The organism is Modestobacter muralis (assembly GCF_010682105.1).
In the GTDB taxonomy this organism is placed as follows: Bacteria; Actinomycetota; Actinomycetes; order Mycobacteriales; family Geodermatophilaceae; genus Modestobacter; species Modestobacter muralis.
Genome location: NZ_JAAGWH010000039.1, coordinates 1 through 21,020, shown reverse-complemented (window position 1 = coordinate 21,020; position 21,020 = coordinate 1). Strand labels below are relative to the sequence as shown.

19 protein-coding genes are annotated in these 21,020 nt (G+C 70.5%); 3 read left to right on the top strand and 16 right to left on the bottom strand.

Annotated features, from left to right (window positions below; genetic code table 11):
- Window positions 1–44: 44 nt before the first annotated feature.
- Window positions 45–1,100 (bottom strand): tripartite tricarboxylate transporter substrate-binding protein, encoded by a 1,056-nt coding sequence (locus GCU67_RS13755; protein ID WP_211661383.1) that lies wholly within the window; start codon window positions 1,098–1,100, stop codon window positions 45–47.
- A gap of 212 nt (window positions 1,101–1,312) precedes the next feature.
- A complete protein-coding gene (locus tag GCU67_RS21400) occupies window positions 1,313–1,555 on the bottom strand; it encodes a putative antibiotic biosynthesis monooxygenase (protein WP_211661382.1) in 243 nt (80 codons plus the stop codon).
- Window positions 1,556–2,168: 613 nt separating this feature from the next.
- Here GCU67_RS21400 and GCU67_RS13745 point away from each other — a divergent pair.
- Complete coding sequence (locus tag GCU67_RS13745) at window positions 2,169–4,073, top strand: FAD-binding monooxygenase (RefSeq protein ID WP_163611790.1); 1,905 nt, start codon at window positions 2,169–2,171, stop codon at window positions 4,071–4,073.
- Between the two features lie 118 nt (window positions 4,074–4,191).
- Here GCU67_RS13745 and GCU67_RS13740 read toward each other — a convergent pair whose 3' ends face one another.
- From GCU67_RS13740 to GCU67_RS13730, 3 genes are read right to left on the bottom strand one after another with little or no spacing between them, the layout of a single operon-like run.
- A complete protein-coding gene (locus tag GCU67_RS13740; RefSeq protein ID WP_163611789.1) occupies window positions 4,192–4,959 on the bottom strand; it encodes a glucose 1-dehydrogenase in 768 nt (255 codons plus the stop codon).
- 29 nt (window positions 4,960–4,988) lie between these two features.
- Window positions 4,989–6,500 (bottom strand): aldehyde dehydrogenase family protein, encoded by a 1,512-nt coding sequence (locus tag GCU67_RS13735; RefSeq protein WP_163611788.1) that lies wholly within the window; start codon window positions 6,498–6,500, stop codon window positions 4,989–4,991.
- Between the two features lie 38 nt (window positions 6,501–6,538).
- A complete protein-coding gene (locus GCU67_RS13730; protein WP_163611787.1) occupies window positions 6,539–7,786 on the bottom strand; it encodes a cytochrome P450 in 1,248 nt (415 codons plus the stop codon).
- A 302-nt stretch (window positions 7,787–8,088) separates the two neighbouring features.
- Between GCU67_RS13730 and GCU67_RS13725 the strand changes: the two genes are divergently transcribed.
- Both GCU67_RS13725 and GCU67_RS13720 read left to right on the top strand, forming a co-directional pair.
- Entirely contained in the window at window positions 8,089–9,219 is a 1,131-nt protein-coding gene (locus GCU67_RS13725) for an MFS transporter (protein ID WP_163611786.1), read from the top strand.
- Window positions 9,220–9,410: 191 nt separating this feature from the next.
- Complete coding sequence (locus tag GCU67_RS13720) at window positions 9,411–10,673, top strand: NAD(P)/FAD-dependent oxidoreductase (protein ID WP_163611785.1); 1,263 nt, start codon at window positions 9,411–9,413, stop codon at window positions 10,671–10,673.
- 338 nt (window positions 10,674–11,011) lie between these two features.
- Here the strand turns inward: GCU67_RS13720 and GCU67_RS13715 are convergent, their stop codons facing one another.
- The 11 genes from GCU67_RS13715 to GCU67_RS13665 form a co-directional block, all read right to left on the bottom strand.
- Window positions 11,012–12,001, bottom strand: coding sequence for a type 2 periplasmic-binding domain-containing protein (locus GCU67_RS13715; RefSeq protein WP_163611784.1), 990 nt, complete (start codon window positions 11,999–12,001; stop codon window positions 11,012–11,014).
- Window positions 12,002–12,005: 4 nt separating this feature from the next.
- Complete coding sequence (locus tag GCU67_RS13710) at window positions 12,006–13,016, bottom strand: amidohydrolase family protein (protein ID WP_163611783.1); 1,011 nt, start codon at window positions 13,014–13,016, stop codon at window positions 12,006–12,008.
- Window positions 13,013–13,717, bottom strand: a complete 705-nt coding sequence (locus GCU67_RS13705; protein ID WP_163611782.1) for a 4-carboxy-4-hydroxy-2-oxoadipate aldolase/oxaloacetate decarboxylase — start codon at window positions 13,715–13,717, stop codon at window positions 13,013–13,015. Before GCU67_RS13705 ends, GCU67_RS13710 begins: the two co-directional genes overlap by 4 nt.
- Window positions 13,714–14,763, bottom strand: a complete 1,050-nt coding sequence (locus GCU67_RS13700) for a zinc-dependent alcohol dehydrogenase (protein ID WP_211661381.1) — start codon at window positions 14,761–14,763, stop codon at window positions 13,714–13,716. The genes GCU67_RS13705 and GCU67_RS13700 overlap by 4 nt, the downstream gene beginning before the upstream one ends.
- A 508-nt stretch (window positions 14,764–15,271) precedes the next feature.
- Window positions 15,272–16,324, bottom strand: coding sequence for a 4-hydroxy-2-oxovalerate aldolase (dmpG, locus tag GCU67_RS13695; protein WP_163611780.1), 1,053 nt, complete (start codon window positions 16,322–16,324; stop codon window positions 15,272–15,274).
- On the bottom strand, window positions 16,321–17,283 hold the full coding sequence (locus tag GCU67_RS13690; RefSeq protein WP_338105006.1) for an acetaldehyde dehydrogenase (acetylating): 963 nt from the start codon (window positions 17,281–17,283) through the stop codon (window positions 16,321–16,323). Before GCU67_RS13690 ends, dmpG begins: the two co-directional genes overlap by 4 nt.
- Before the next feature lie 65 nt (window positions 17,284–17,348).
- Window positions 17,349–18,185, bottom strand: a complete 837-nt coding sequence (locus GCU67_RS13685) for a mycofactocin-coupled SDR family oxidoreductase (protein ID WP_163611779.1) — start codon at window positions 18,183–18,185, stop codon at window positions 17,349–17,351.
- Between the two features lie 154 nt (window positions 18,186–18,339).
- Window positions 18,340–19,374 (bottom strand): fumarylacetoacetate hydrolase family protein, encoded by a 1,035-nt coding sequence (locus GCU67_RS13680; RefSeq protein ID WP_163611778.1) that lies wholly within the window; start codon window positions 19,372–19,374, stop codon window positions 18,340–18,342.
- Window positions 19,374–19,643, bottom strand: coding sequence for a hypothetical protein (locus GCU67_RS13675; protein ID WP_163611777.1), 270 nt, complete (start codon window positions 19,641–19,643; stop codon window positions 19,374–19,376). The genes GCU67_RS13680 and GCU67_RS13675 overlap by 1 nt, the downstream gene beginning before the upstream one ends.
- Window positions 19,640–20,536 carry a DODA-type extradiol aromatic ring-opening family dioxygenase gene (locus GCU67_RS13670; protein ID WP_163611776.1) on the bottom strand — a complete coding sequence of 299 codons (897 nt, stop codon included), beginning with the start codon at window positions 20,534–20,536 and terminating at the stop codon, window positions 19,640–19,642. Before GCU67_RS13670 ends, GCU67_RS13675 begins: the two co-directional genes overlap by 4 nt.
- Window positions 20,536–21,020: alpha/beta fold hydrolase (locus tag GCU67_RS13665; protein WP_163611775.1), on the bottom strand; the 485-nt coding region annotated here is incomplete at its 5' end. The genes GCU67_RS13665 and GCU67_RS13670, both read right to left, overlap by 1 nt.

Here is a 21,020-nt window from a genome sequence, read left to right as displayed (position 1 = left end):
GGGGACCCGTCATGGAAACCGACGGATCCCCCGGTGCGAAGGACCTAGAAGGACTCCTCGACGACCGTCCGGAATTCTGCCGTGGGGTCCAGCACCTCGTCGACCAGCTGGGCGTACTCCTCGCCGCCCAGGAAGTCGACGGGTCGCTCCTGGGTATCGAACTCCGCCACCAGCTCCTCGTTCTCCATGGCACAGGCGAAGCCGTCCCGCAGGGCGGCCAGCCGGTCCTCGGGGACACCCGGAGGCGCCCCCACGGCTCGGCCGGTGTCGGCGAGCGTGATCAGCTGGTCGACAAGTTCCTGACCGTTCTCGCTCTGCGGCTCGAACTCGCCGATCAGCGGGGCCTCCGGCATGTACTGGGGCAATTCGTCGGAGAGGACGGCCGCCGGAGCGCCGTCGCCGCTCTCGAAGAACCTGAGGACGCTGTCGTAGGGCATGACATGGGCGTCGGCGTCCCCCGCGATGACGGTGTTCGTCGCGTCCGGCGAGCCGGGGAAGCCGGTGGCGATCGTGCTGGGGATCTCGTACGCCTGGGACAGGACGGCCGCGGCGATGTACTCGGAGCCACCCAGCCCGGTGGCGACGAACTGGGCTTCCGATGCATCGGCCAGACCCTGGAAGCTCGTCATGTCGCCGTCTCCGTCGGTGAGCACGACGAGCGGAGGGGCGGCTATCCGGCCGATCCAGGAGAACTCGCCCAAGTCGAAGTTCACACCTTCGGAACCGGCGATCTGCGCCGCCGACACACCGATCATGTCGAGGATCTGGATCCGCGTTCCGTCCGCAGGACTGGAAGCCGTCTGGTTGGTCGCCAGGATGCCGCCGGCTCCCGGCTCGTTCAGGACCGTGACGCGGGCGCCCAGGCAGTCACCGAGGTACGGAGCGATCAAGCGGGCGTAGGTGTCGTAACCGCCGCCCGGGTCGTAGGGGACCACGAAGTCGATGCTCTCGCCCTCGAAGGGGTTCCCGGCCTCATCGTTGCCGGCCGTCGTCTCACCGCCCCCCTCGGAGTCGCCGCAGGCGACGACGGTGGCGAGCAGGACCGCGCTGATACCCGCGCGCCCCGCCATCGTTCCAATCTTCCGTCCAGACCTGATCACGTCGCTGCACCTCTCTGCCGAACCCGGTTGTCTCAGGCGGCCGGGCACCCGGCCATTGTGGCCGCCGTCACGCCGGACGCGAAGCTACCGCGCAGTCTTTCCGGCAGCCAGCCCAAGTCTCTGCGCTCCAGAGATTGTGACCCAGGCGTGATCTCGCTGATCGGCCCTGCCAGGCCCGGGCACCCCGGAAACGGGCCGGGGCCTCGCCCGGCTCACCGGCCGCGGGTGGCCGCCCATCGCAGGACTCCCTGGACCGCCGGGATACCGACGTAGACGGCGAGCGGGACGAGCACCACAGTGGTCACCAGCGTCCGGGGCACCACGTGCAGCCCGGCCAGTGGGGCTGCGGCGAGCACGTTGAGGACCAGCGCGAACGGGAACAAGCCTGCCCAGACCACGGTCGCAGTCCGCAGCCGGCTCTGTCCCGGGCCGGGCAGCACGAGCGCCGTGGCCATCGGTTCCCCCTCCGTCAGGGCGTCGCCCGCGGCCACGAGCGCCGCTCGCTCCGGACTGTTCTCCCAGGCCGACGCCGACGACGCACTGTCGAAGGTGACTGCCACGGTGAGCTGCACCGAGCCCCGCACGTGCCGACGCGTGACGTCGTTGCTCAGGTGTCCGGGAAAGCCGCTGGCAGTGCGGCAGAGTTCCGAGGCCCACCTCGCGAGCTCGGCGCCGTGATGGGGCAGCGCCCGCCGCGTGGCCGCCACCATCACGGGAAGTCGTCGAGGAGACATGCCCGATGCTGCAACGGTCCCGGTCGGCGGCACAACCCCGGCCTGCGCCCGATGCCGCCATCAGGGCGCAGTCCTCCCAACCCGGCCCCGACCTCTGCGGAGCGTCCGGCGACGGCAGCGAGGCGGCCGGGCAGGGGCACCGTTCACCCGGCGGGAGACGGACACGATGGCCACCCGAGCTGCTCGGCCGCCCGGACGGGCCTACCGGCGGCTCCCTCAGGCGGAACGGCGGGGTGCAGTGCGGGTGGGCTGGCACGGGATGCGGACGTTTCCCCGCGCCGCAGGCGCAGGTCGTCCCGTTGCTCACTCCGCTGCGACTGCCTACGTTGCGACGATGCAGTTCTATCTCGACGGTTACCGGCCGGGGGACCCTCTGGTCCAGGAACCACACCCCTCCGTGACCGGGCGGCCGGAAGGGCTCCCCGAGCAGGTCGACGTGCTGATCGTCGGCTGCGGCCCGGCCGGGCTGGTACTGGCGGCACAACTCGCCGCCTTCCCGGAGATCAGCACCATGATCGTCGACCGCAGGAACGGGCCCCTTGAGGTCGGGCAGGCCGACGGGGTCGCGGTGCGCACGGTGGAGATGTTCGAGGCGTTCGGGTTGGCCGGCCGGCTGCTCGACGAGGCGTACTGGGTCAACGAGGTCACCTTCTGGCGGCCCGATCCCGAGGATCCGAGCAGCATTGCCCGGACGGGCCGGGTGCTCGACACCGAAGTGGGGCTGTCGGAGTTCCCACACGTGATCGTGAACCAGGCGCGGATGCTGACCTACCTCCGGGAGCACATGGAGCGGTCGGCCAGCAGGCTGGCTCCGTCCTACGGTCTGCACGCGAGCGACCTCACCGTGGATCCCAGCGGAGGCTCGGAGCATCCGGTGACGGTCACGCTGGAGCACCTGGACGACTCCCGGACCACCGGGCGAACATCGACGGTTCGGGCCAGATACGTCGTCGGTTGCGACGGCGCGCGCAGCAACGTCCGGTCAGCCATCGGCCGTGAGCTGGTCGGGGACCTGACGAACCAGTCCTGGGGCGTCATGGATGTCCTGTGCGTGACCGACTTCCCCGACATCCGTCTCAAGGCGGCGATCTCGGCGAGCGAGGGCAGCATCCTCGTCATCCCGCGCGAGGGCGGGTACCTGGTACGTCTCTACATCGAACTCGATGCTGTCCGGGATCGGGACATGCTGGAGAACCGCAGCGTCACTCCCGCGAAGCTGGCCGCGGTCGCGAACCGGATCCTGCACCCGTACACCGTCGAGGTGAAGGACGTCGGCTGGTGGTCGGTGTACGAGATCGGTCAGAGGCTGAGCGACAAGTTCGACGACGTGCCCGCCGGGGAGACTGCCACCCGTCACCCGCGCGTCTTCATCGCCGGCGATGCCTGCCACACGCACAGCGCCAAGGCCGGCCAGGGCATGAACGTCTCCATGGCCGACGCCTGGAACCTCGGTTGGAAACTGGGTGCCGTGCTGCGCGGTACGGCACGACCTGACCTGCTGCACACCTACTCCACGGAGCGCCAGGAGGTCGCCGCCGAACTCATCGCTTTCGATCGCGAGTTCTCCCGCAGGTTCAGCGCAGACCCGAGCAACGAGGGCGCCGACCCGGAGGAGTTCCAGCGGTACTTCGTGCAGCAGGGTCGCTTCACTGCGGGCGTCGCCACCACGTACGCACCGTCGATGATCACTGCGGACTGCGACTTCCAGCACCTCGCCGCCGGATTGCCGGTCGGAATGCGGTTCCACTCCGCCCCGGTCGTCCGACTGGCCGACGCCAAGCACCTTCATCTCGGGCACGTCGCGCGCGCGGACGGCGCCTGGCGTCTGTACGCCTTCGCCGACCGGGAGCACCCGGCCAGCCCTAGCTCACGGCTTCGAGAGCTGTGCGACTTCCTGGAGTCGGACGAGTCGCCCGTGGCCCGGCACACGCCCTCCGGCGCGGAGTGCGACTCCGTCATCGACGTCCGGGCGGTGCTGCAGCAGGGGCACCGGGATCTGTCCACCGACGAGGTGCCGGCGATCCTTCAGCCCAGGAAGGGTCGATTCCGCCTGGTGGACTACGAGAAGGTCTTCTGCGCGGACCGCGGGAGCGACATCTTCGACCTTCGGGGGATCGACAGGGCCACGGGATGCATGGTGCTGGTTCGGCCGGACCAGTACGTCGCGCACGTGCTCCCACTGGACGCCCACCAGGCCCTGGCCGACTTCCTGGGCGGCGTCCTGCTCGAGTCGCGGTAGCCCTCCGGCCCTCGCAGGGGAGCCGCCGGTCTACCGACCGAGCGGTACCCCTGGGAAGGAACGACCCTCGACCCGAGGCCCTGAAGGAGGAGTGACGGCCGGCGGCCCGGGTGGGCCCTCAGTGCATGTGTGATCCGCCGTCGACGATCAGCGTCTGACCGGTGATGTAGCCGGCGAGGTCGGAGCAGAAGAAGGCCACCGCCCCCGCCACGTCCTCCGGCTGCTGGGGTCGCTTGATCGATCGCCTCGCCACCTGCTCGGCCAGCTGGGCCTCATCCTTGACCTGGTCCAGGCTCGCATCCGTCCAGGTGAACCCGGGAGCCACCGCGTTGACGGTGACGTTCCGATTTCCCAGTTCCCGCGCCATGGCTCTGGTCATGCCGATTACGGCAGCCTTCGAGGTGACGTAGTGCAGCAGCAGGGGTGTGCCCCGGAAGGCGATGGAGGAGGCGATGTTCACCACTCGCCCGCCACTCTCGCCGGCCAGCGCCGGCAGCAGTCGCCTCGTGCAGCGCCAGATGCCGGCGACGTTGACCTGCTGAACCTTGTCCCACTCCTCCTCGTCGATCTCCTCCATCGGCTGGTACACCAACCCGGCATACACGGCGGCATTGTTCACCAGGAAATCGAGCCGACCGCCGAGCTCCTCGACATGCCCCACGAGGGCGTCGAGACCACTGGCCGAGCCGACGTCGGCCCGGACGCTGGACGCGGCTCCCCCCCTCTGCCCGATCAGGTCGGCGGTCTCCCGCGCCGTGTCGGCGTCGATGTCGGCCACGATAACGTGCGCCCCGGCGTCCGCGAGGAAGTCGCACAGCGCCCGCCCGATACCCCGTCCGCCGCCGGTGACCACCCCGGTCCGCCCGGTCAGGTTCAGGCCGCTCACCGCATCTCCACTTCCGTCGCCTGCTGTACTCACGATCCGGCTCCTCTCGACCCCAGCGACCAGTGCGGCCCGACAGCATCCGAGCGCAGCGACGCGATGACGAGCTTCTCCTGGGTGAACACGTCGACGAGCCCACGGGCGTGGGAACCGCCGCTCTTCCGCCCGGCGCGCAGGGGCATGTGCGGGTCACCCAAGCGGCTGGTGCCGCACCACACCGTGCCTGTCTCGATCCGGTCGGCAACCCGGAGCGCGCGACGCAGGTCCGCCGTCCACACGTTGGAGGCCAGCGCGTAGGACGCGTCGTTCGCCAACTCGAGGGCGTGTTCCTCGTCCCGAAACGGGGTGACGCACAGGACCGGCCCGAACACCTCCTCCTGGAAGATCCGGGCGTCCGGTGGAACATCGGCGAAGATCGTCGGCTCGAAGAAGTATCCGGGCAGGCCCTCGACCGGGCGACCGCCGTGGACCAGTCGGGCCTCTGCCCGGCCGCTGTCGACCAGCTCCGCCACCTTGTCCAGCCCGCGCCGCGACGACAGCGGGCCGACGTCGGTCGCGTCGTCGTGCGGGTCCCCGACGCGCACGAGGCGCACCATCTCGAGCAGCCGTTGCAGCACCTGCTCGTAGACGTCCTCGTGCACCAGGGCGCGGGTTCCGGCCGTACAGATCTGGCCGGCGTTCGAGCAGACCGACCAGACGATCGCCTCGCAAGCCGCCTCGATCGGCGCGTCGTCGAAGACGATCTGCGGGGCCTTGCCCCCCAGCTCGAGGGCCACCTTGGCAAAGCGCGAGGCCGCCGCCGCCGCGACCACGCGCCCGGTCGCGGTACTGCCGGTGAAGGACAGGCCGCCGACCCCCTCATGTGCGACGAGGGCGGTACCGGTTGCCGCTGAACCGGTCACCACGTTGAACAAACCCGGCGGCAACCCGGCCTCGATCGCCAGTTCAGCGATCCTCGAGGCCGAGGTCGGCGAGAGGTCGGAGGGCTTGACGACCACCGCGTTGCCAGCGCCCAGCGCTACGGCGGAGTGGACCAGCAACATCCGGCTCGGCACGTTACCGGGGAGCAGCAGCCCGCAGACCCCGACCGGCTCCGGACAGGTCAGGAAGAGATGGTCGGGGACGTGGCTACGCTCCGACCTCCGGAGCAACTGGGGCCCCTCGTGGGCCCAGAACTCGATCTGCCCGGTGGACTTCACCACGTCGTCGACCGCCTCCCGGCGGAGCCTGCCCACCGTCGCGACGTCCAGTGCGGCGATCTCGTCGGCGTGCTGGCGGAGTAGCGCCGCCCATCGGGTCAGCCGCCTCGTCCGCTCACCGGGCGCGAGGGCAATCCACGTGCGCTGCGCCGCCGCACCGCTGCGCACGGCCGAGTCGACCACGTCGGCCGACGCCCCATGCACCGTGCCCAGCACGACCAGCGTGGCCGGGTCCACGAGCGAGATGGTCTCCCCACCCGGCTCGACGGCGACGTAGGCACCGTCGATGAAAGACGTGTAGTCACGGTGGCCGGGTGCGGCGTCCACCCGGTCCATCTGCGTCATCCCCATGGACGGTGTCCCTTCATCGCGCTGATGCTCACTTACGCCGGCTGACGCGCCGCGAAGGCGGCCGGGAGACCGGTGAGACCGCGCAACACGTTGTTGATCTTGCGCGTGGGTTCGCCCACCGTGATCACCTCGACCTGGTCCAGCATGGCCTCGAGCATGGCCCGCAGCTCTATCTTGGCCAGGTGCTGCCCGGCACAGACGTGCAGCCCGGACCCGAACGCAAGGTGGCCGGCAGGGTTGCGGCGGATGTCGAAGCGGTCCGGGTCGGGGTACTGGTTCTCGTCGCGGTTGGCGCTGGCGTAGATGGCGGCAACGCGCTCGCCTTCGGCGATCGGGATACCGGCGACCTGCGCGCCCTCCACTGCCACCCGGGCGAACAGCTGGGCCGGCGACTCGATGCGCAGCACCTCGTTGACCACCGACGGCGCGAGTTCGGGATGCTCGCGCAGCTCCCGCCACGAGTCCTGGTGGGTGCCCAGCAGAAGGATCATTGAGGCCAGGGCGTTGACCGTGGTGTCCATTCCCGCGGTGAGGTAGGCGGACAGCAGCGGAAGGGACCACTCCTCGGGGATGTCTCCCCGGTCGGCGGCATCGTAGACGGCCGCGCCCATGCTGCCGGGCGCGAGCCCCTCACGGGTGGCGACGGTACGGATGTACTCGAACTGCTCGGCGATGTCGGCCAGCCCTGCAGACGTTCGCTCACCGGGAGGTCCGAACGCGTTGAACGCGCCGTTCGCCCACCTCAGGAGGTGACTGCGCTTGTCGGCCGGAAGCCCGATGAGCTCCCCGACCACCTGCACCGGGAAGATCTCGGCGAACTCCTTGACGGCATCGAAGGACTCTCGCTGCGCGACATCGGCCACCAGCTCGGCCGCGCGACTGCGGATGAGTTCGTCGACGCCCCTGAGCGCGCGAGGACCGAGCCGCTCACCGAGGACGTCCCGAAGCACGCCATGGCGTGGCTCGTCCGAGGCGATGATGCTGCTCGCGCGGACGTGGTTGAACTCGTCGTTGAATCCGACGCCTTTGCCCGAGACGAAGTGCTCCGGGTCATTGAGGACCGCACGGACGTCGCCGTAGCGGGAGACGGCCAGGAATCCGTGCCTGGTCAGCCGGACGACAGGCCCGAGGTCTCGCAACGTCGCGTATGCCGGATACGGGTCGCGGAGTACGTCGTCGCTGAAGAGGTCGACATCGCACTCCGGGATGGAGATGACAGACAGCTTGACCTCCTGAGAAACACGGCGACATCCGCCGTCCTGAGGGACCGGGCGGAGCATGGAAGAAGCAACTTCCGTATTGCAGAGGCTACTGGCGCCCGGTGGAGCCGTCCAGATCCCCCTGAGAGCTTTCTCCGGGTTGATGACCGCAGCCCATCGGTGAACGGCCGTACCGACGTGACCAGCTCGAGTCGGCGACCCAGGGGTTCCAGCTCTGGGCTCGAGCCGCGCGAATGGACTGTTGGTCAGCCCTTTGAGGGGCCGCACTGCTACGTTTGCGCAGACGAGGCCAGGGTGCGGAGGTGGCAGGTGGGCGAGGGCAGACCCGCGGCCGTGTGCCTCCCGACACTGAGCAGGACCCGGTGAGAAGTCGACGCGACCCGATGGCCTCGGCGATCGGTGCGGGGATCTACTCGCTGTCGCTCAGCATCGCCAGCATCGCCCTGCCGCTGCTCGCGATCGAGGTGGGCTACTCGGCGTTCGGAGTCGGCGCCCTCACGGCTGTCTCCGCCCTCTCCCAGATGCTGGTCCGGCTCGGTCTCGGCTGGGCCATGCGGCGCTGGCCCGACTGGACCCTGATCGCCACTGCGGGGGTCCTGCTCGCCGCCAGCTGCCTGGTCGTTGCCGTGTCCGCTGCCCTGCTCCCGTTCGTCCTCGCCCAGCTACTGCAGGGGGCGTCGCGGGCGTTGTTCTGGACCGGGAGTCAGACCCACGTGGTCCGCGGGGCTGGCCGCGCCGCGGGCGCATTGGCCACGGTGAACCTCGCCTCCGCGGTCGGCCTGCTGGTCGGCCCACTCGTCGCCGGCGTCCTGTCCGAGGACAGTGCGGCGCTGGCACTCATCGTGGCAGCAGTCGTCGCCTTACTGGGTCTGGTACCCAACGCCCTGCTGGACCGGCTGCCGCCGTTCGTGCCCCCGGCGGACCGGCCGCCGGGCCGGCTGTGGCGGCGTCCGGGGGTGGACGTGGCCTGCTGGGCGGGGATGACGACGGGCGCATGGCGGGCGCTGCTCACGTCGTATGTGCCGTTGGCGCTCGACCAGGCCCGCCAGTCGGCGACCACGATCGGGGTCCTCGTCGCGGCGGCCAACGGCGCCTCCCTCGTGGGCACGGCCGTGGCCGGCCGCGTCCCCCCCGGTCGCTGGACGACGCGGGTACTGGGCACCGGGATCCTGCTCACCGGCGTGGCCACGGCCCTGATGGCGGCCGTGGCGGAAAGCATCGCGCTCTCCGCGTCCGTGCTCGTGGTGAGCGGGGTCGCCGCTGGCGCCATCCAGGTGCTCGGCCCGTCGATCGCCGCGGAGGCGGTGCACCCGGAGGAGCGGGGCGAGGCGATCGCGGTGAGCGGCACGTTCCGGGCCGCCGCCCTGTTCGCCGCGCCGCTCGCCGTCGCCGGCCTGGTCGTGGCGGTGCCGCTGACCCCGGCGATGGCAGTGGTCGGCGTCGGCATGACCCTCCCGGCCATGATGCTGCGCCGGCGCCGTCCCGCCGGCTGATCCGGCTCAGCTCCGGTCCAGCCGCCGCACGAGGTTCCCCTGGACGCCCTGGGTCTTCCTGCTCCGCGGCACCCAGCGGGCGGCATCCCAGTGGGACAGTCGCGCGCAGGTCCTCGGTCATCTCTGGTCCTCCTCCGCACAGTCTGCCAGAATGGTCTTACCTTTCCGCGCCGATCCCCGGGGGCTCTTCCATGACGCACGCGCAGCGAGAGGCCGGCACGCTCGTCGTCGGCGCCAGCCAGGCCGGCGTCCAACTGGTCGCGTCCCTGCGCCAGCTCGGTGACACGGCGCCCATCACGCTGGTCGGCGCGGAGGCCCACCCGCCCTACCAGCGTCCGCCGCTGTCGAAGGAGTTCCTGGCCGGGACGACGACGCAGGACGGGCTGGCGTTCCGCACCCCCTCGTTCTACGCCGACCACGACATCGACCTGGTCTGCGGCGAGCGCGTCGTCGACGTCGCCCTCCCCGCCGGCGAGCGCCCCGGCGTCGCCCGTACCTCGAGCGGCCGGGAGCTGCCCTTCGCCCGGCTGGCGCTCACCGTCGGGGCACGGCCCCGCCGCCTGGACGTCCCCGGAGCCGACCTCGATGGCATCCTCTATCTCCGCGACCTGGACGACGCGATCGCGCTGCGCGACCGGCTGACCGAGGCTTCGCGCGTGGTCGTCGTGGGCGGTGGGTTCATCGGCCTCGAGGCCGTGGCCGCCGCGCGAGCCAAGGGCAAGGACGTCGTCGTGGTCGAGGCGGCCGACCGGCTGGTGGGGCGGGCCGTGGCGCCGGTCGTCTCGGACTTCCTCCGCGAGGCCCACGAGCGCCGCGGCAGCACCGTGCTGCTGTCCACCGGCGTCGTCGGGTTCCGGGGCGCCGACGGCCACGTCGAGGAGGTCGAGCTCGCCGACGGTCGCAGCCTGCCCGCCGACCTGGTGATGGTGGGCATCGGCGTCGTCCCGCGCACGGAGCTGGCCGAGCAGCTCGGGCTCGAGTGCGACGGCGGCATCGTCGTGGACGCGCACGCCCGCACGAGCGCGCCGTCGGTGGTCGCCGCCGGCGACTGCACCGTCCTCCCCCACCCGCTGACCGGGGAAGGCCGGGTGCGCCTGGAGTCGGTGCCCAGCGCCGTGGCTCAGGCCACGCTGGCCGCCGCAACACTGGCCGGCAGAGAGGCCCACGCACGCAGCGTCCCGTGGTTCTGGTCGAACCAGGGCGATCTGAAGCTGCAGATCGCGGGGCTCTCTACCGGCTTCGACGAGCACGTCGTCCGGGGCAACCCCGACACGGAGAGCTTCTCGGTGCTCTACTACCGGAGGGGCGCGCTACTGGCCGTCGACGCGGTCAACGCCCCCGCCGACTATCTCGCCGTGCGCAAGGCGTTGACCCATGACATCCCGCTGCCGGCCGAACTGGTCGCCGACGCCGGCACGCCGCTGAAGACGCTCCTCGCCACGCCCGCTGCCTGATCCGGCGCCCCGGTGGGCGACCTGCGCGCCAGGGCACCCACCGGGAGGCGGGACTACCGCGGGTCCGCGAGGTCCTCGCGGGTCGGCTCGGTCACCAGCGTCTGCCGTGCCCGCACCACTGGTACGTCAACCACCGCGTCCTCGGCCAGGCCCAGCGCGCAGTCCAGGAGGCCATCGCCGGCCAGCGCGGACGGTCCACAGCCCCGAGTCGGCGAGCACCTGGTTGCATCCCGTAACCGCCCCCAGGTACAGCACCGCGCGCCCGTACGGCATCCCGAAGGTAAAGCTGCCCTGCGTGGCCGCGCCGCCGACCGTGCGGATCTCTCCTTCGGCGCCCGTCAGATGACGAACCTCTCTGTGGACTCGGGGGCGAACAGGTCCCCCGGCTCGTACTGCCGCCGGGACAGCCCCTGCTCGTGGTGGTACCGGAGGAAGGTGGCCAGCACGTGCTCGTTGCCCTGCAGCCCGTAGGACCAGTAGTCCTCACCCAGCAGGGTCCGCGCCTCCTCCAGCCCGGGGATCAGCCAGGGAAGCATGAAGCGCAGCGCAGAGGCGTCGTACAGCTCCGCCGCCGCCTTGCTCTTGGCCAGGTGCAGCGCCTTGGTCAGGGTCTGCGCCACCCACGGGTGCCGCTCGTAGACGTCCCGGCGGACCACGACGACGTGCATGATCGGGAAGATGCCGGTCCCGGCGAAGTACTGCTTCTCCGCGGCCACCGGGTCGGCGAACAGTCGGCGGACGTTGCCGCCCGGGACGAAGGACGACGGCACCCGGGGGCCCTGGAAGGCGTCGATCTCACCGTCGGCCAGCATCCGGGACAGCGTCTGGCCGGGGCCGACCGGCGAGATCCGAATGCGGTCGCCGAGGTCGACGGCGGCCTTCTCGATCCGGCCCGGCGTCTCTTGCCCGCCGGTGCGGTACTCGACCGAGTCCACCGGCACCCCGTACTGGTCGTCCAGGAAACCGCGGATCCAGACGTTCGCGGTGAGCTGCCACTCAGGGGTGCCCACGACCTTGCCCCGCAGGTCCTCCGGCTTCTCGATGCCGGACTCGGTGTTGACGAAGATGCCGGCGTGGCGGAACTGCCGCGAGGTGTAGACCGGCAGCGCGACGAACGGCGGCTCGTCGAGGTCGAGCGACTTCACGTAGGAGGACAGCGACATCTCGGCGACCTCGAACTCCCGGTACCGCATCATCCGGAAGAACGTCTCCTCGACCGGTAGGCGCAGGTAGGTCAGGTCGATGCCCTCGGGGCGCACGGTGCCCTCCTCGAGGGCACGGGTGCGGTCGTAGTCGCCGCAGGCGAACGTCAGGTTGAGCCGGGACACGCGATCAGCTTCCTCTCAGGCGGGCGTCGAGCCGGGGGTAGACCCGGCGGGCGTTGTCCTCGAAGATCACCTTCCGCTGGGCCTCGCCCAGCCCTGCCGAGTCCAGGTAGCGCTTGGTGTCGTCCCACTCGACACCGGTCTCCGGGTCGGCACCGCGGACCGCACCGAGCATCTCGGAGGCGAACAGGATGTTCTCCGCCGGGATCACCCGGGTCAGGAGGTCGATCCCCGGCTGGTGGTAGACGCAGGTGTCAAAGTAGACGTTGCGCAGCAGTTCCGCCGGGTCCTTCCAGCCCATGCGCATGGCCAGCCCGCGGTAGCGGCCCCAGTGGTACGGAACGGCGCCGCCGCCGTGCGGGATGACCAGCCGGAGCGTCGGGAAGCGCTCGAACAGGTCGCCCTCGAGGAACTGCATGAAGGCGGAGGTGTCGGCGTTGAGGTAGTGGGCGCCGAGGGCGTGGAAGTTCGGGTTGCAGGAGCTCGACACGTGCACCATCGCGGGCACATCGAGCTCCACGAGCGCCTCGTACACCGGGTACCAGTACGGGTCGGTGAGCGGCGGGGAGGTCCAGTTGCCGCCGGAGGGGTCCGGGTTGAGGTTGGCGCCGACGAAGCCACGCTCCTCGACGCAACGGCGCAGCTCGGCGACGACGTCGTCCAGCGAGCCGCCGGGGGTCTGCGGGAGCTGGCAGACCGGCGCGAAGTGCTGCGGGTAGAGGTCGGCGACCCGGGCCACCAGGTCGTTGCTGACCCGTGCCCAGGCCACCGCGGTGGCCGGGTCCGGCACGTGATGCCCCATGCCCGAGGCACGCGGCGAGAAGACCATGTAGTCACCGCCGCGCTCGCGGAGCACGCGCAGCTGATTGGCCTCGACGCTCTCCCGCACCTCGTCGTCGCTGATGGCGCCGAGCTGCGGCGCGGCGCCGCCGTTGTCGAGGGCGGCCAGCTGCGCCTCGCGGAAGCGCTTCAGCTGCGCCGGCTCGGTCGTGTAGTGACCATGGATGTCGATGATCAACGCGGGGGCTCCTGCTCGACGTAGCTCAGTCCCCTGGCAGCCAGCGGCTCGCGCATACCGTTCATGTCCAGGCCCAGCTGCCCGGCCTGGTACCGCTCGCGGATGCCGGCTTCGCGCTCTTCGCGGGCACGGGCCGCTGCCAGCACGTCGGCCGCGCGCCCTCGCGGGACGACGACCACGCCGTCGTCATCGGCGACGACCACGTCCCCCGGCTCGATCCACTGGCCGGCGCAAACGACCCCGACGTTGACGCTGCCGATGGTCGCCTTGATGCAGCCGAAGGCGGAGATGTGCCGGGACCAGGCGGGGAACGGCATCGCGGTCAGCTCGGCGACGTCCCGGACACCTGCGTCCACGACCACTCCCCGCACCCCGCGGGTGGCCAGCGTGGTGGCGAGCAGATCGCCGATGTAGGCGGCCTGGGACGGCGACGTCGGCGCGATGACCAGCACGTCACCCTCGACGCACTGCTCGACGGCGACGTGGACCATCCAGTTGTCCCCCGGCGGCAGGCTCACCGTGACGGCGGTGCCCGCGATCCGCGCCCCCGGGTAGACCGGGCGGAGGGCCGGGTCGAGCAGGTGCGTCCGGCCCTCGGCCTCGTGGACGGTCGCGACGCCGCAGGAACCGAGCCCGTCCACGACCGCGCGGTCGGCCCGGGCGATCCCCGTGACGACGACGTTGCCGCGCACCGCGCTCATGCATCCCCCCACGGCTTGAGGGAGATGTGGAGGGCGTCCTCGCCCGTCTCGCCGGCCAGCGCGCGGATCGCATGGTCGACGTCGGCCAGGCCGAAGCTGTGCGTGGCCAGCCGCTCCAGCGGGAACCGGTGAGACGCCAGCTGCTCGAGCGCGAGCTCGACCGAGCGGTAGCTGTGCCCCCGGGCACTGGCGAGCGTGATGCACTTCTCGGTCATCTTCTTCAGCGGGAAGTCCGGGAACGCGCCCTCCTCGCCCTGGGTGACCATGGTGCCCTCGCGCCGCTTCAGCGCATCGATGCCGAGGAGCACCGGAGCGGTGCCGGCACCGGAGGTGCAGTCGAGGACGACGTCGACGCCCTTTCCTCCGGTGAGCTCCATGACCTTCGCGAGCGGGTCCTCCTGGAGGACGTCGACGACGGCGTCCGCCCCGAGGTCCTTCGCCAGCTGCAGGCGGGTGGCGTCACGGGTGGTGCCGGTGACCACGATCAGGGACGCGCCGGCCTGCCTGGAGGCCACCACCTGTGACAGACCCTGCTGGCCCGGCCCCTGGATGAGGACGGTCTTCGCGTAGCCGACTCCACCTGCGTTCAGCGCCCACTCGATGCCGTTCGACAGCGGCGTCACCAGGCCGGCGAGCTCGGCGCTGACGCCGTCGGGCACCCTGTGGGTGACGGCGTTCCACGGCAGGTACATGTACTGGCTAAACCCGCCCCACAGCCGGCCGGGGTTGTCCGAGGACGTGTAGCCGTAGCGGCGGCCGTCGGGATTGGTGCGCCAGTCGGTGAGCTCGCAGTGCCGGTACTCCCCGGCCCGGCACCACTCGCAGTGCATGCAGCCGACGTAGTGCTCGACGAAGATCCGGTCGCCCTCGGCCAGGCCGTGGATCTTCTGCCACTTCGCGCCGGCCTTCGCCACGATGCCGACGTTCTCGTGGCCCATGATCACCGGGGCGTCGATGGTGGGCTTGCGGTACAGCTTCACGTCCGTGCCGCAGATCCCTGCGACCTCGATCTTCAGCAACGCCTCGTCGTCGCCGATGTCCGGCATCGGGAACTCCCGGAGCTCGGTTGTCCCCGGCCGCGTCCGGACCGCCGCAAGCACCTGCTCTGCCATCGCTGATTCCTCCCGCAGTATGTGTCGGCCACCACCCTAATCCCAGGTCTATTGGTCTGACCATGGTCTGTGCGCTCGCCACAGGCCGGGGGGTGTGGGACGGCCACTCGGACCAGCGCACCGAGCGGGGCACTGATGGCGGGCCCGGCTCCTGGCGCCCGGGAGATCACCCGAACGTGCCGGCGGTCGCCCGGGGCTCCGACCCATCAGAACGTGACAGCCGCCTACGGAAACCGACACCGGGTGAGTCCCGCCCGACGGCTCGATCGCCCTCCTCGCCCCGGCCGGAGCAGGCCGCTGTGGAACCTGGCGCCCCGAGCCGGACGGGTGATCGCCCAGGCCGTCCGATAGGTAGGGCGGCACGCCCACTTCTCGACCCACGTGACAGTGCCCAGACGGCCCGGACATGCGACGAAGGTAGGAAGAGCGCGGCGGTGCGGAATCAGCCGGCTCCGGCGGCAGTCCTGTCTCGGTTGGCACCGTTGACAGCCCGAGCAGTGAGGAGGTCGAGGGCCACGTCGACGATCATGTCTTCTTGGCCCCCGACGAATCGACGGCGGCCTACCTCCACGAGAATGTCCCGGGTATCCAGCCCGTACTGCTCCGCGGCCTTTTCCGCGTGACGCAGAAAGCTCGAGTAGACCCCGGCATAGCCGAGCGTCAGGGTCTCCCGGTCGACTTGGACGGGCCGGTCCTGCAGCGGCCGCACGAGGTCGTCGGCGGCGTCCTGCAGCTGGAACAGGTCGCAGCCGTGCTGCCAGCCGTGGATGTTGGCGACGGCGATCAACGGCTCGATGGGACAGTTCCCCGCCCCGGCGCCCATGCCGGCGAGCGAGGCATCGACCCGGTAGGCCCCCTCCTCGACGGCCACGACGGAGTTGGCCACGGCCAGCGACAGGTTCTGGTGCGCATGGATGCCGATCTGCGTGCCTTCGTCGAGGGCATCCCGGTAGGCGCGTACGCGCTCGCGGACCCCGTCCATCGTGAGCCGGCCGCCGGAGTCGGTGACGTAGACGCAGTGCGCTCCGTAGGACTCCATCAGCTTCGCCTGCCGGGCCAGCTCCGCCGCCGGCGTCATGTGGCTCATCATCAGGAACCCTGACACGTCCATGCCTAGGTCGCGGGCCTTGCCGATGTGCTGGGCAGCGACGTCGCCCTCGGTCGCGTGGGTGGCCACCCGCACGGACGTGACGCCCAAGCCGTGCGCGCGCTCGAGGTTCTCGATCGTGCCGATGCCGGGAAGAAGCAGCGTGGTCAGCCGGGCGTTCTTCACCACGTCGGCGGCGGCGGAGATCCACTCGTCGTCGGTGTTGCTGCCCGGTCCGTAGGTGAGGCTGGCGCCGGCGAGACCGTCACCATGCGCGACCTCGATGGCGTCGACGCCGGCGGCATCCAGCGCGGCGGCGATCGCCCGCACCTGGTCAACGGACAGGCGATGCCGGACGGCGTGCATGCCGTCCCGGAGGGTGACGTCTTGGATGTAGACGGCGGTCATCGGGGGGTCTCCACGAGCTCGGCGGAACGGGAGGCCGTCCGATCGGCGATCCGCTCGGCCACCCGCACGGCCGCCGAGGTCATGATGTCGAGGTTGCCCGCGTAGGCGGGGAGGTAGTGCGCGGCACCCTCGACCTCGAGGAACACCGTCACCTGCACCCGGTCGATGCCGGCCGCGTCGTCGCCGAGCAGCACGCGCAACGATTCCGACGCCGGCAGCGGGGTGAACTGGACCTGCTGCTTGAGCCGGTAGCCGGGCACGTATTCCTGTACTCGCGCCACCATCTGCTCCACCGACGCGGTGACCGCGTCGCGGTCGCAGTCGTCGACGATGCACAGCACCGTGTCGCGCATGATCAGCGGCGGATCGGCGGGGTTCAGCACGATGATCGCCTTGCCCCTGGTCGCCCCACCGACGGCCTCGATCGCCCGCGCGGTGGTCTCCGTGAACTCGTCGATGTTCGCCCGGGTGCCGGGACCGGCCGAGCGCGAGGAGATGGAGGCGACGATCTCCGCCCAGTGCACCGGGGCGACCGCGGCGACCGCAGCGACGATCGGGATGGTGGCCTGCCCGCCGCACGTCACCATGTTCACGTTGCCGGTGGCCAGGTGCTGGTCGAGGTTGACTGTCGGCACGACGTAGGGCCCGATCGCGGCCGGTGTCAGGTCGATCAACCGCTTCCCGTACGGGGCCAGCGCGCTGGCGTTGGCCCTGTGCGCGCCGGCCGACGTGGCATCCAGGACGATCTCGATAGCGTCGAAGGCCAGCATCGCGATCAGCCCGGCCACACCGTCGGCGGTCGTCGGCACGCCCATCCGCCGCGCGCGGGCCAGACCGTCGGAGTCCGGGTCGATCCCGACCATCGCCGCGACCTCGAGTACCTCCGAAAACCGCTGGATCTTGATCATCAGGTCGGTGCCGATGTTGCCCGAACCGATGATGGCCACCTTCGTGGTCACTGCGCGCTCCTTTCGGTGAATGGGCGGAAGCCGAACCCAGGCAGGTCACATCGGCCGAGACGGTGCTATTTCAGCGCGTACCCAGCGTCCACCGGCAGCGTGATACCGGTGATGTACCGCGCCTCGTCGGAGGCCAGGAACAGTAGGGCGTTGGCGATATCGGACGGTTCCACCCAGGGCACGGGAAGGGCGTTGAGCGAGCGGTAGACCGGCTCGACGTCTTCGAGCGTGGGGTCGTCCAGGTCGGGCCGGAACAACCGGAAGTTGACGTCGTTGATCAGCATCGGCGTCTGCACCGTCGTCGGGTGGATCGAGTTGACCCGGATGGAGTGCGCGGCCAACTCGAGAGCGAGTGTCTTCATCAATCCGATGAGGCCGCTCTTGGCGGCCCCGTACGGCGCCAGGCCTGGTACCAGCTTCAGTGCGATCGACGAACTGATGATCGTGATGGAACCCCCGCCGCCACCGGCGATGAGGTGCGGGATCGCCGGCTTGACCGTGTTGTAGACACCACTGAGGTTGGTGTCCAGCACCGCCTGCCAGTCCGACGCCGACGTTTCGGCGACCGAGCCCGGAATGCCCTGGATCCCGGCGTTGGCGACGACGATGTCGAGTCGGCCGAGCTGGGCCACACCGTCGGCCAGCAACGCGGTGACAGCTTCGGGCTCACGGGCGTCGGCCCGTGTGGCGATGATCCTCCGGTCGAGCTTCTCGACGAGCCGGATCGTTTCGGCGAGGTCCTCGGGCGTTGCCGCCGGCGCACCCTGAGCGGGCACCGGGCCCGCAACGTCGAATGCGATGATGTCCGCGCCCTCTTCGGCCAGCCGAACGGCGTGCGCGCGACCCTGACCTCGCGCCGCCCCCGAGATGAACGCCACCTTGCCCTCGACTCTGCCTGCCATGTCTCCTCCTTCGTGTGCCGGCGCTCTCGGCCGGTAGCGGTCATGGGTGCCCGCGGCAGCCCATCAAGGGCGCTGGGGCCCGCGAACAATCGGTGCTACTTGCCCGGTCGCCGGCCGGCTCACGGCCGTCGTCGTCGAGTGGCTGTTCCCTCCGTCACGCCGGTTCCCCTGCGCCGAACGTGACGGCGACGGGCCCGAGTCCGCTCAATTCGGCGGTATACGTTGCACCCCCTCGGACCGGCACCATGGGTCCGAGCGCTCCGGAGAGGACGATGTCGCCTGCCCGTAGCGGCTGGCCGAGGTCGCGGGCGGCCGCAGCAAGCCAGGCCAAGGCCGCGATCGGGTCCCCCAGGCAGTCGGCGCCGGTCCCGGTGGACACCTCGTCGTCGTCCTCGCGCAGCGTCATCCGCACCGTGCGGAGGTCGAGGTCGTCCAACGGCCGGCGCTGCGAGCCAAGCACGAACAGTCCGCTGGAGGCGTTGTCGGCAACCGTGTCCACGAGACTGATGTCCCAGCCCGCAATGCGGCTGTCCACGATCTCCAGGGCGGCCACTACCTCGGCCACGGCCGCGCGGAGGTGTCCGCTGGTGAGGTCGGGCCCAGTCAGGTCGGCGCCGAGGATCAGGGCTACCTCGGCCTCGATCCGCGGTTGGATCAGCCGACCGGCGCCGACCGTCCCGCCGTCGGCCACTGCCATGTCCTCGAACAGCACGCCCAGGTCGGGCTGGTCGACGCCTAGCTGACGTTGCACCACGGGGTTCGTCAGGCCCACCTTCCGTCCGACGACCCGCCGACCGTCGGCGACGGCGCGGGCGGAGAGCACCTGCTGAACGGCGTAGCCGGCCGCCAGCGTCGGTGGCAGCACGTCACGAACCGGGGCACAGGGTGTACCGGTGACCGCCGCCTGGCGGATTCGCTCGACGGCGATCGCGACGGCGTCCGGGGATGCTGCCTCGGGCACCGGCCGCGCCGTCGGCAGCGATGCCTCGACCACCGGCGGATCGAGGACGGTGATGGCGCGCACCGGGCAACTCGCGGCCGCCTCGAGTGCCAAGGCGCGGGCGTCAGCGGCGACAGGCTCCAGGACGACGGCGACGTTGCGCTCGTCGTCGAGGTCAAAGAGGTCGGGGGCGGACACGACGCACGAGGCGAAGCCCTCGCACCGCTCGTGATCGACCGTGATCTTCATCATCTCTCCTCGGTCACGTCATGGGCACGCGGCTCGGCGTCGAAGCGCCGCATCGGATCAATCCCGAGCGCACCGGCCAGCTGCATGATCAGAAGGGGGTGCGCTCCCCCTCGATGGAGGGTGACCAGGTCGCCTTCTAGAACCGCCGCCAGTTCGGCCGGTGATACGCCTGCGCGGGCCGCCGCCTGCTGGCCCGCCTCTTCCGCGAAGGAACGAAACTCCGGGTCCCGGACGACCTGGCGGATGACCTGGTCCAGAGCCAGGTTCACGGTTCTTGCTCGGGCAACAGACGAGCCAGCGCAATCCCGGTCGCCCATTCCGGCACGGATTCGTACGCCAGGACGGCCCCTTTCGGCACACGGGCCCTACGCTCGTCCCCCCGTCCGGGCGCCCACGCCGGCTCCGACGCTGCGCCTCCCTCACGAGTCGACGCGGCTGCGATCGCGGTGACCCAGTTCCGGATTTCCGGGGCACCGTTGCCGGCCTCGGCGAGGACGTCGGCCGTAGTCATGGCGAGGATCGCGCCGAGGTCGCCTGCGCGCACATGCCGCAGGAACCGCTCGTCGAATTCAGTGTTGATCCGGCCCATCTCTGGCGTGCCGACCCAGTGGGAGAGCCCGCCGGTCCCCAGGATGACCACGCGTTCGGCGGCGGGCCGCCGCGTGACGACATCGCGCAGAAGTTCCCCCAACTGCGCGCAGCGCCACAGCGGTGGAAGAGGCTCGGTATTGGCGTTCTGGAACACCGGGACCACCGGGATGTCCATCTCCGGTCGGATGAGGGTCATTGGCGCCATGAACGCATGGTCGATCTTGGGGTTGGCGGAGAAGGCGAGGTCGAAGCCGGCGGCCACGCCGTCGGCGAGGAGTTGGGCGGCGAACGCACCGGCCAGCGGGACCTCGGCGCTGGCGACTCCTCCGTCTCCCCAACCCGTGGCCGTCTCCCCGATTCCCACGCAGATCTGCGGAAAGCTGTCGTAGCCGAAGGAGTTGAGGTGCTCGCTGCCGACGACGACGAGCACGTCGGGGGACAGCCGGTCCACCTCCGCACGCACCTGGGCGAACGCCTGATGCACCGCGACGTGCACGTCGTTGTCCGGCTGGAACTTGCGGATGATCATCGCCGTGTGGGACGTCGCGTACGCGCCCACCAAGCTGCCCATCAGCCGGCCCGCACGACGTCGGGGGCCTTGCCCGGAAGGTTGCCGTCCCCCGCGCGACGGGCGTCCCCGTGCCTCGCGGTCACCGAGCGCAAGAACTCGCCGACGATTGCATGGAACTCCGCAGGCTTTTCGAACTGCGGCCAGTGCCCGGCGTCCTCCATGAGGTAGAACGTTGCACCCGGGACGATCCGGCTAGCTGCCTCTCCGACCTGCCACGGCATGGTCGGGTTCTGCCGCGTCCACAGCACCAGAGTCGGGCAGCTGATCGTCGCCAACCGCTCCGCGGTCAGCGACTCCTCCGGCCGGACTCGGGAAGTCAGCCCGGCGACCAGGTCACCGGCGATGGCGGCGAACTCAGGTCTGGTGTAGATCCGGTACCGGGTTTCCACCAGCTCTTCGGTGACCACGGAAGGGTCGTGCATCAGCCACTCCAGCCGGGTTCGGACCTTCTCCCGAGTCGGGGCGTCCAGAGCCTTGATAGTGG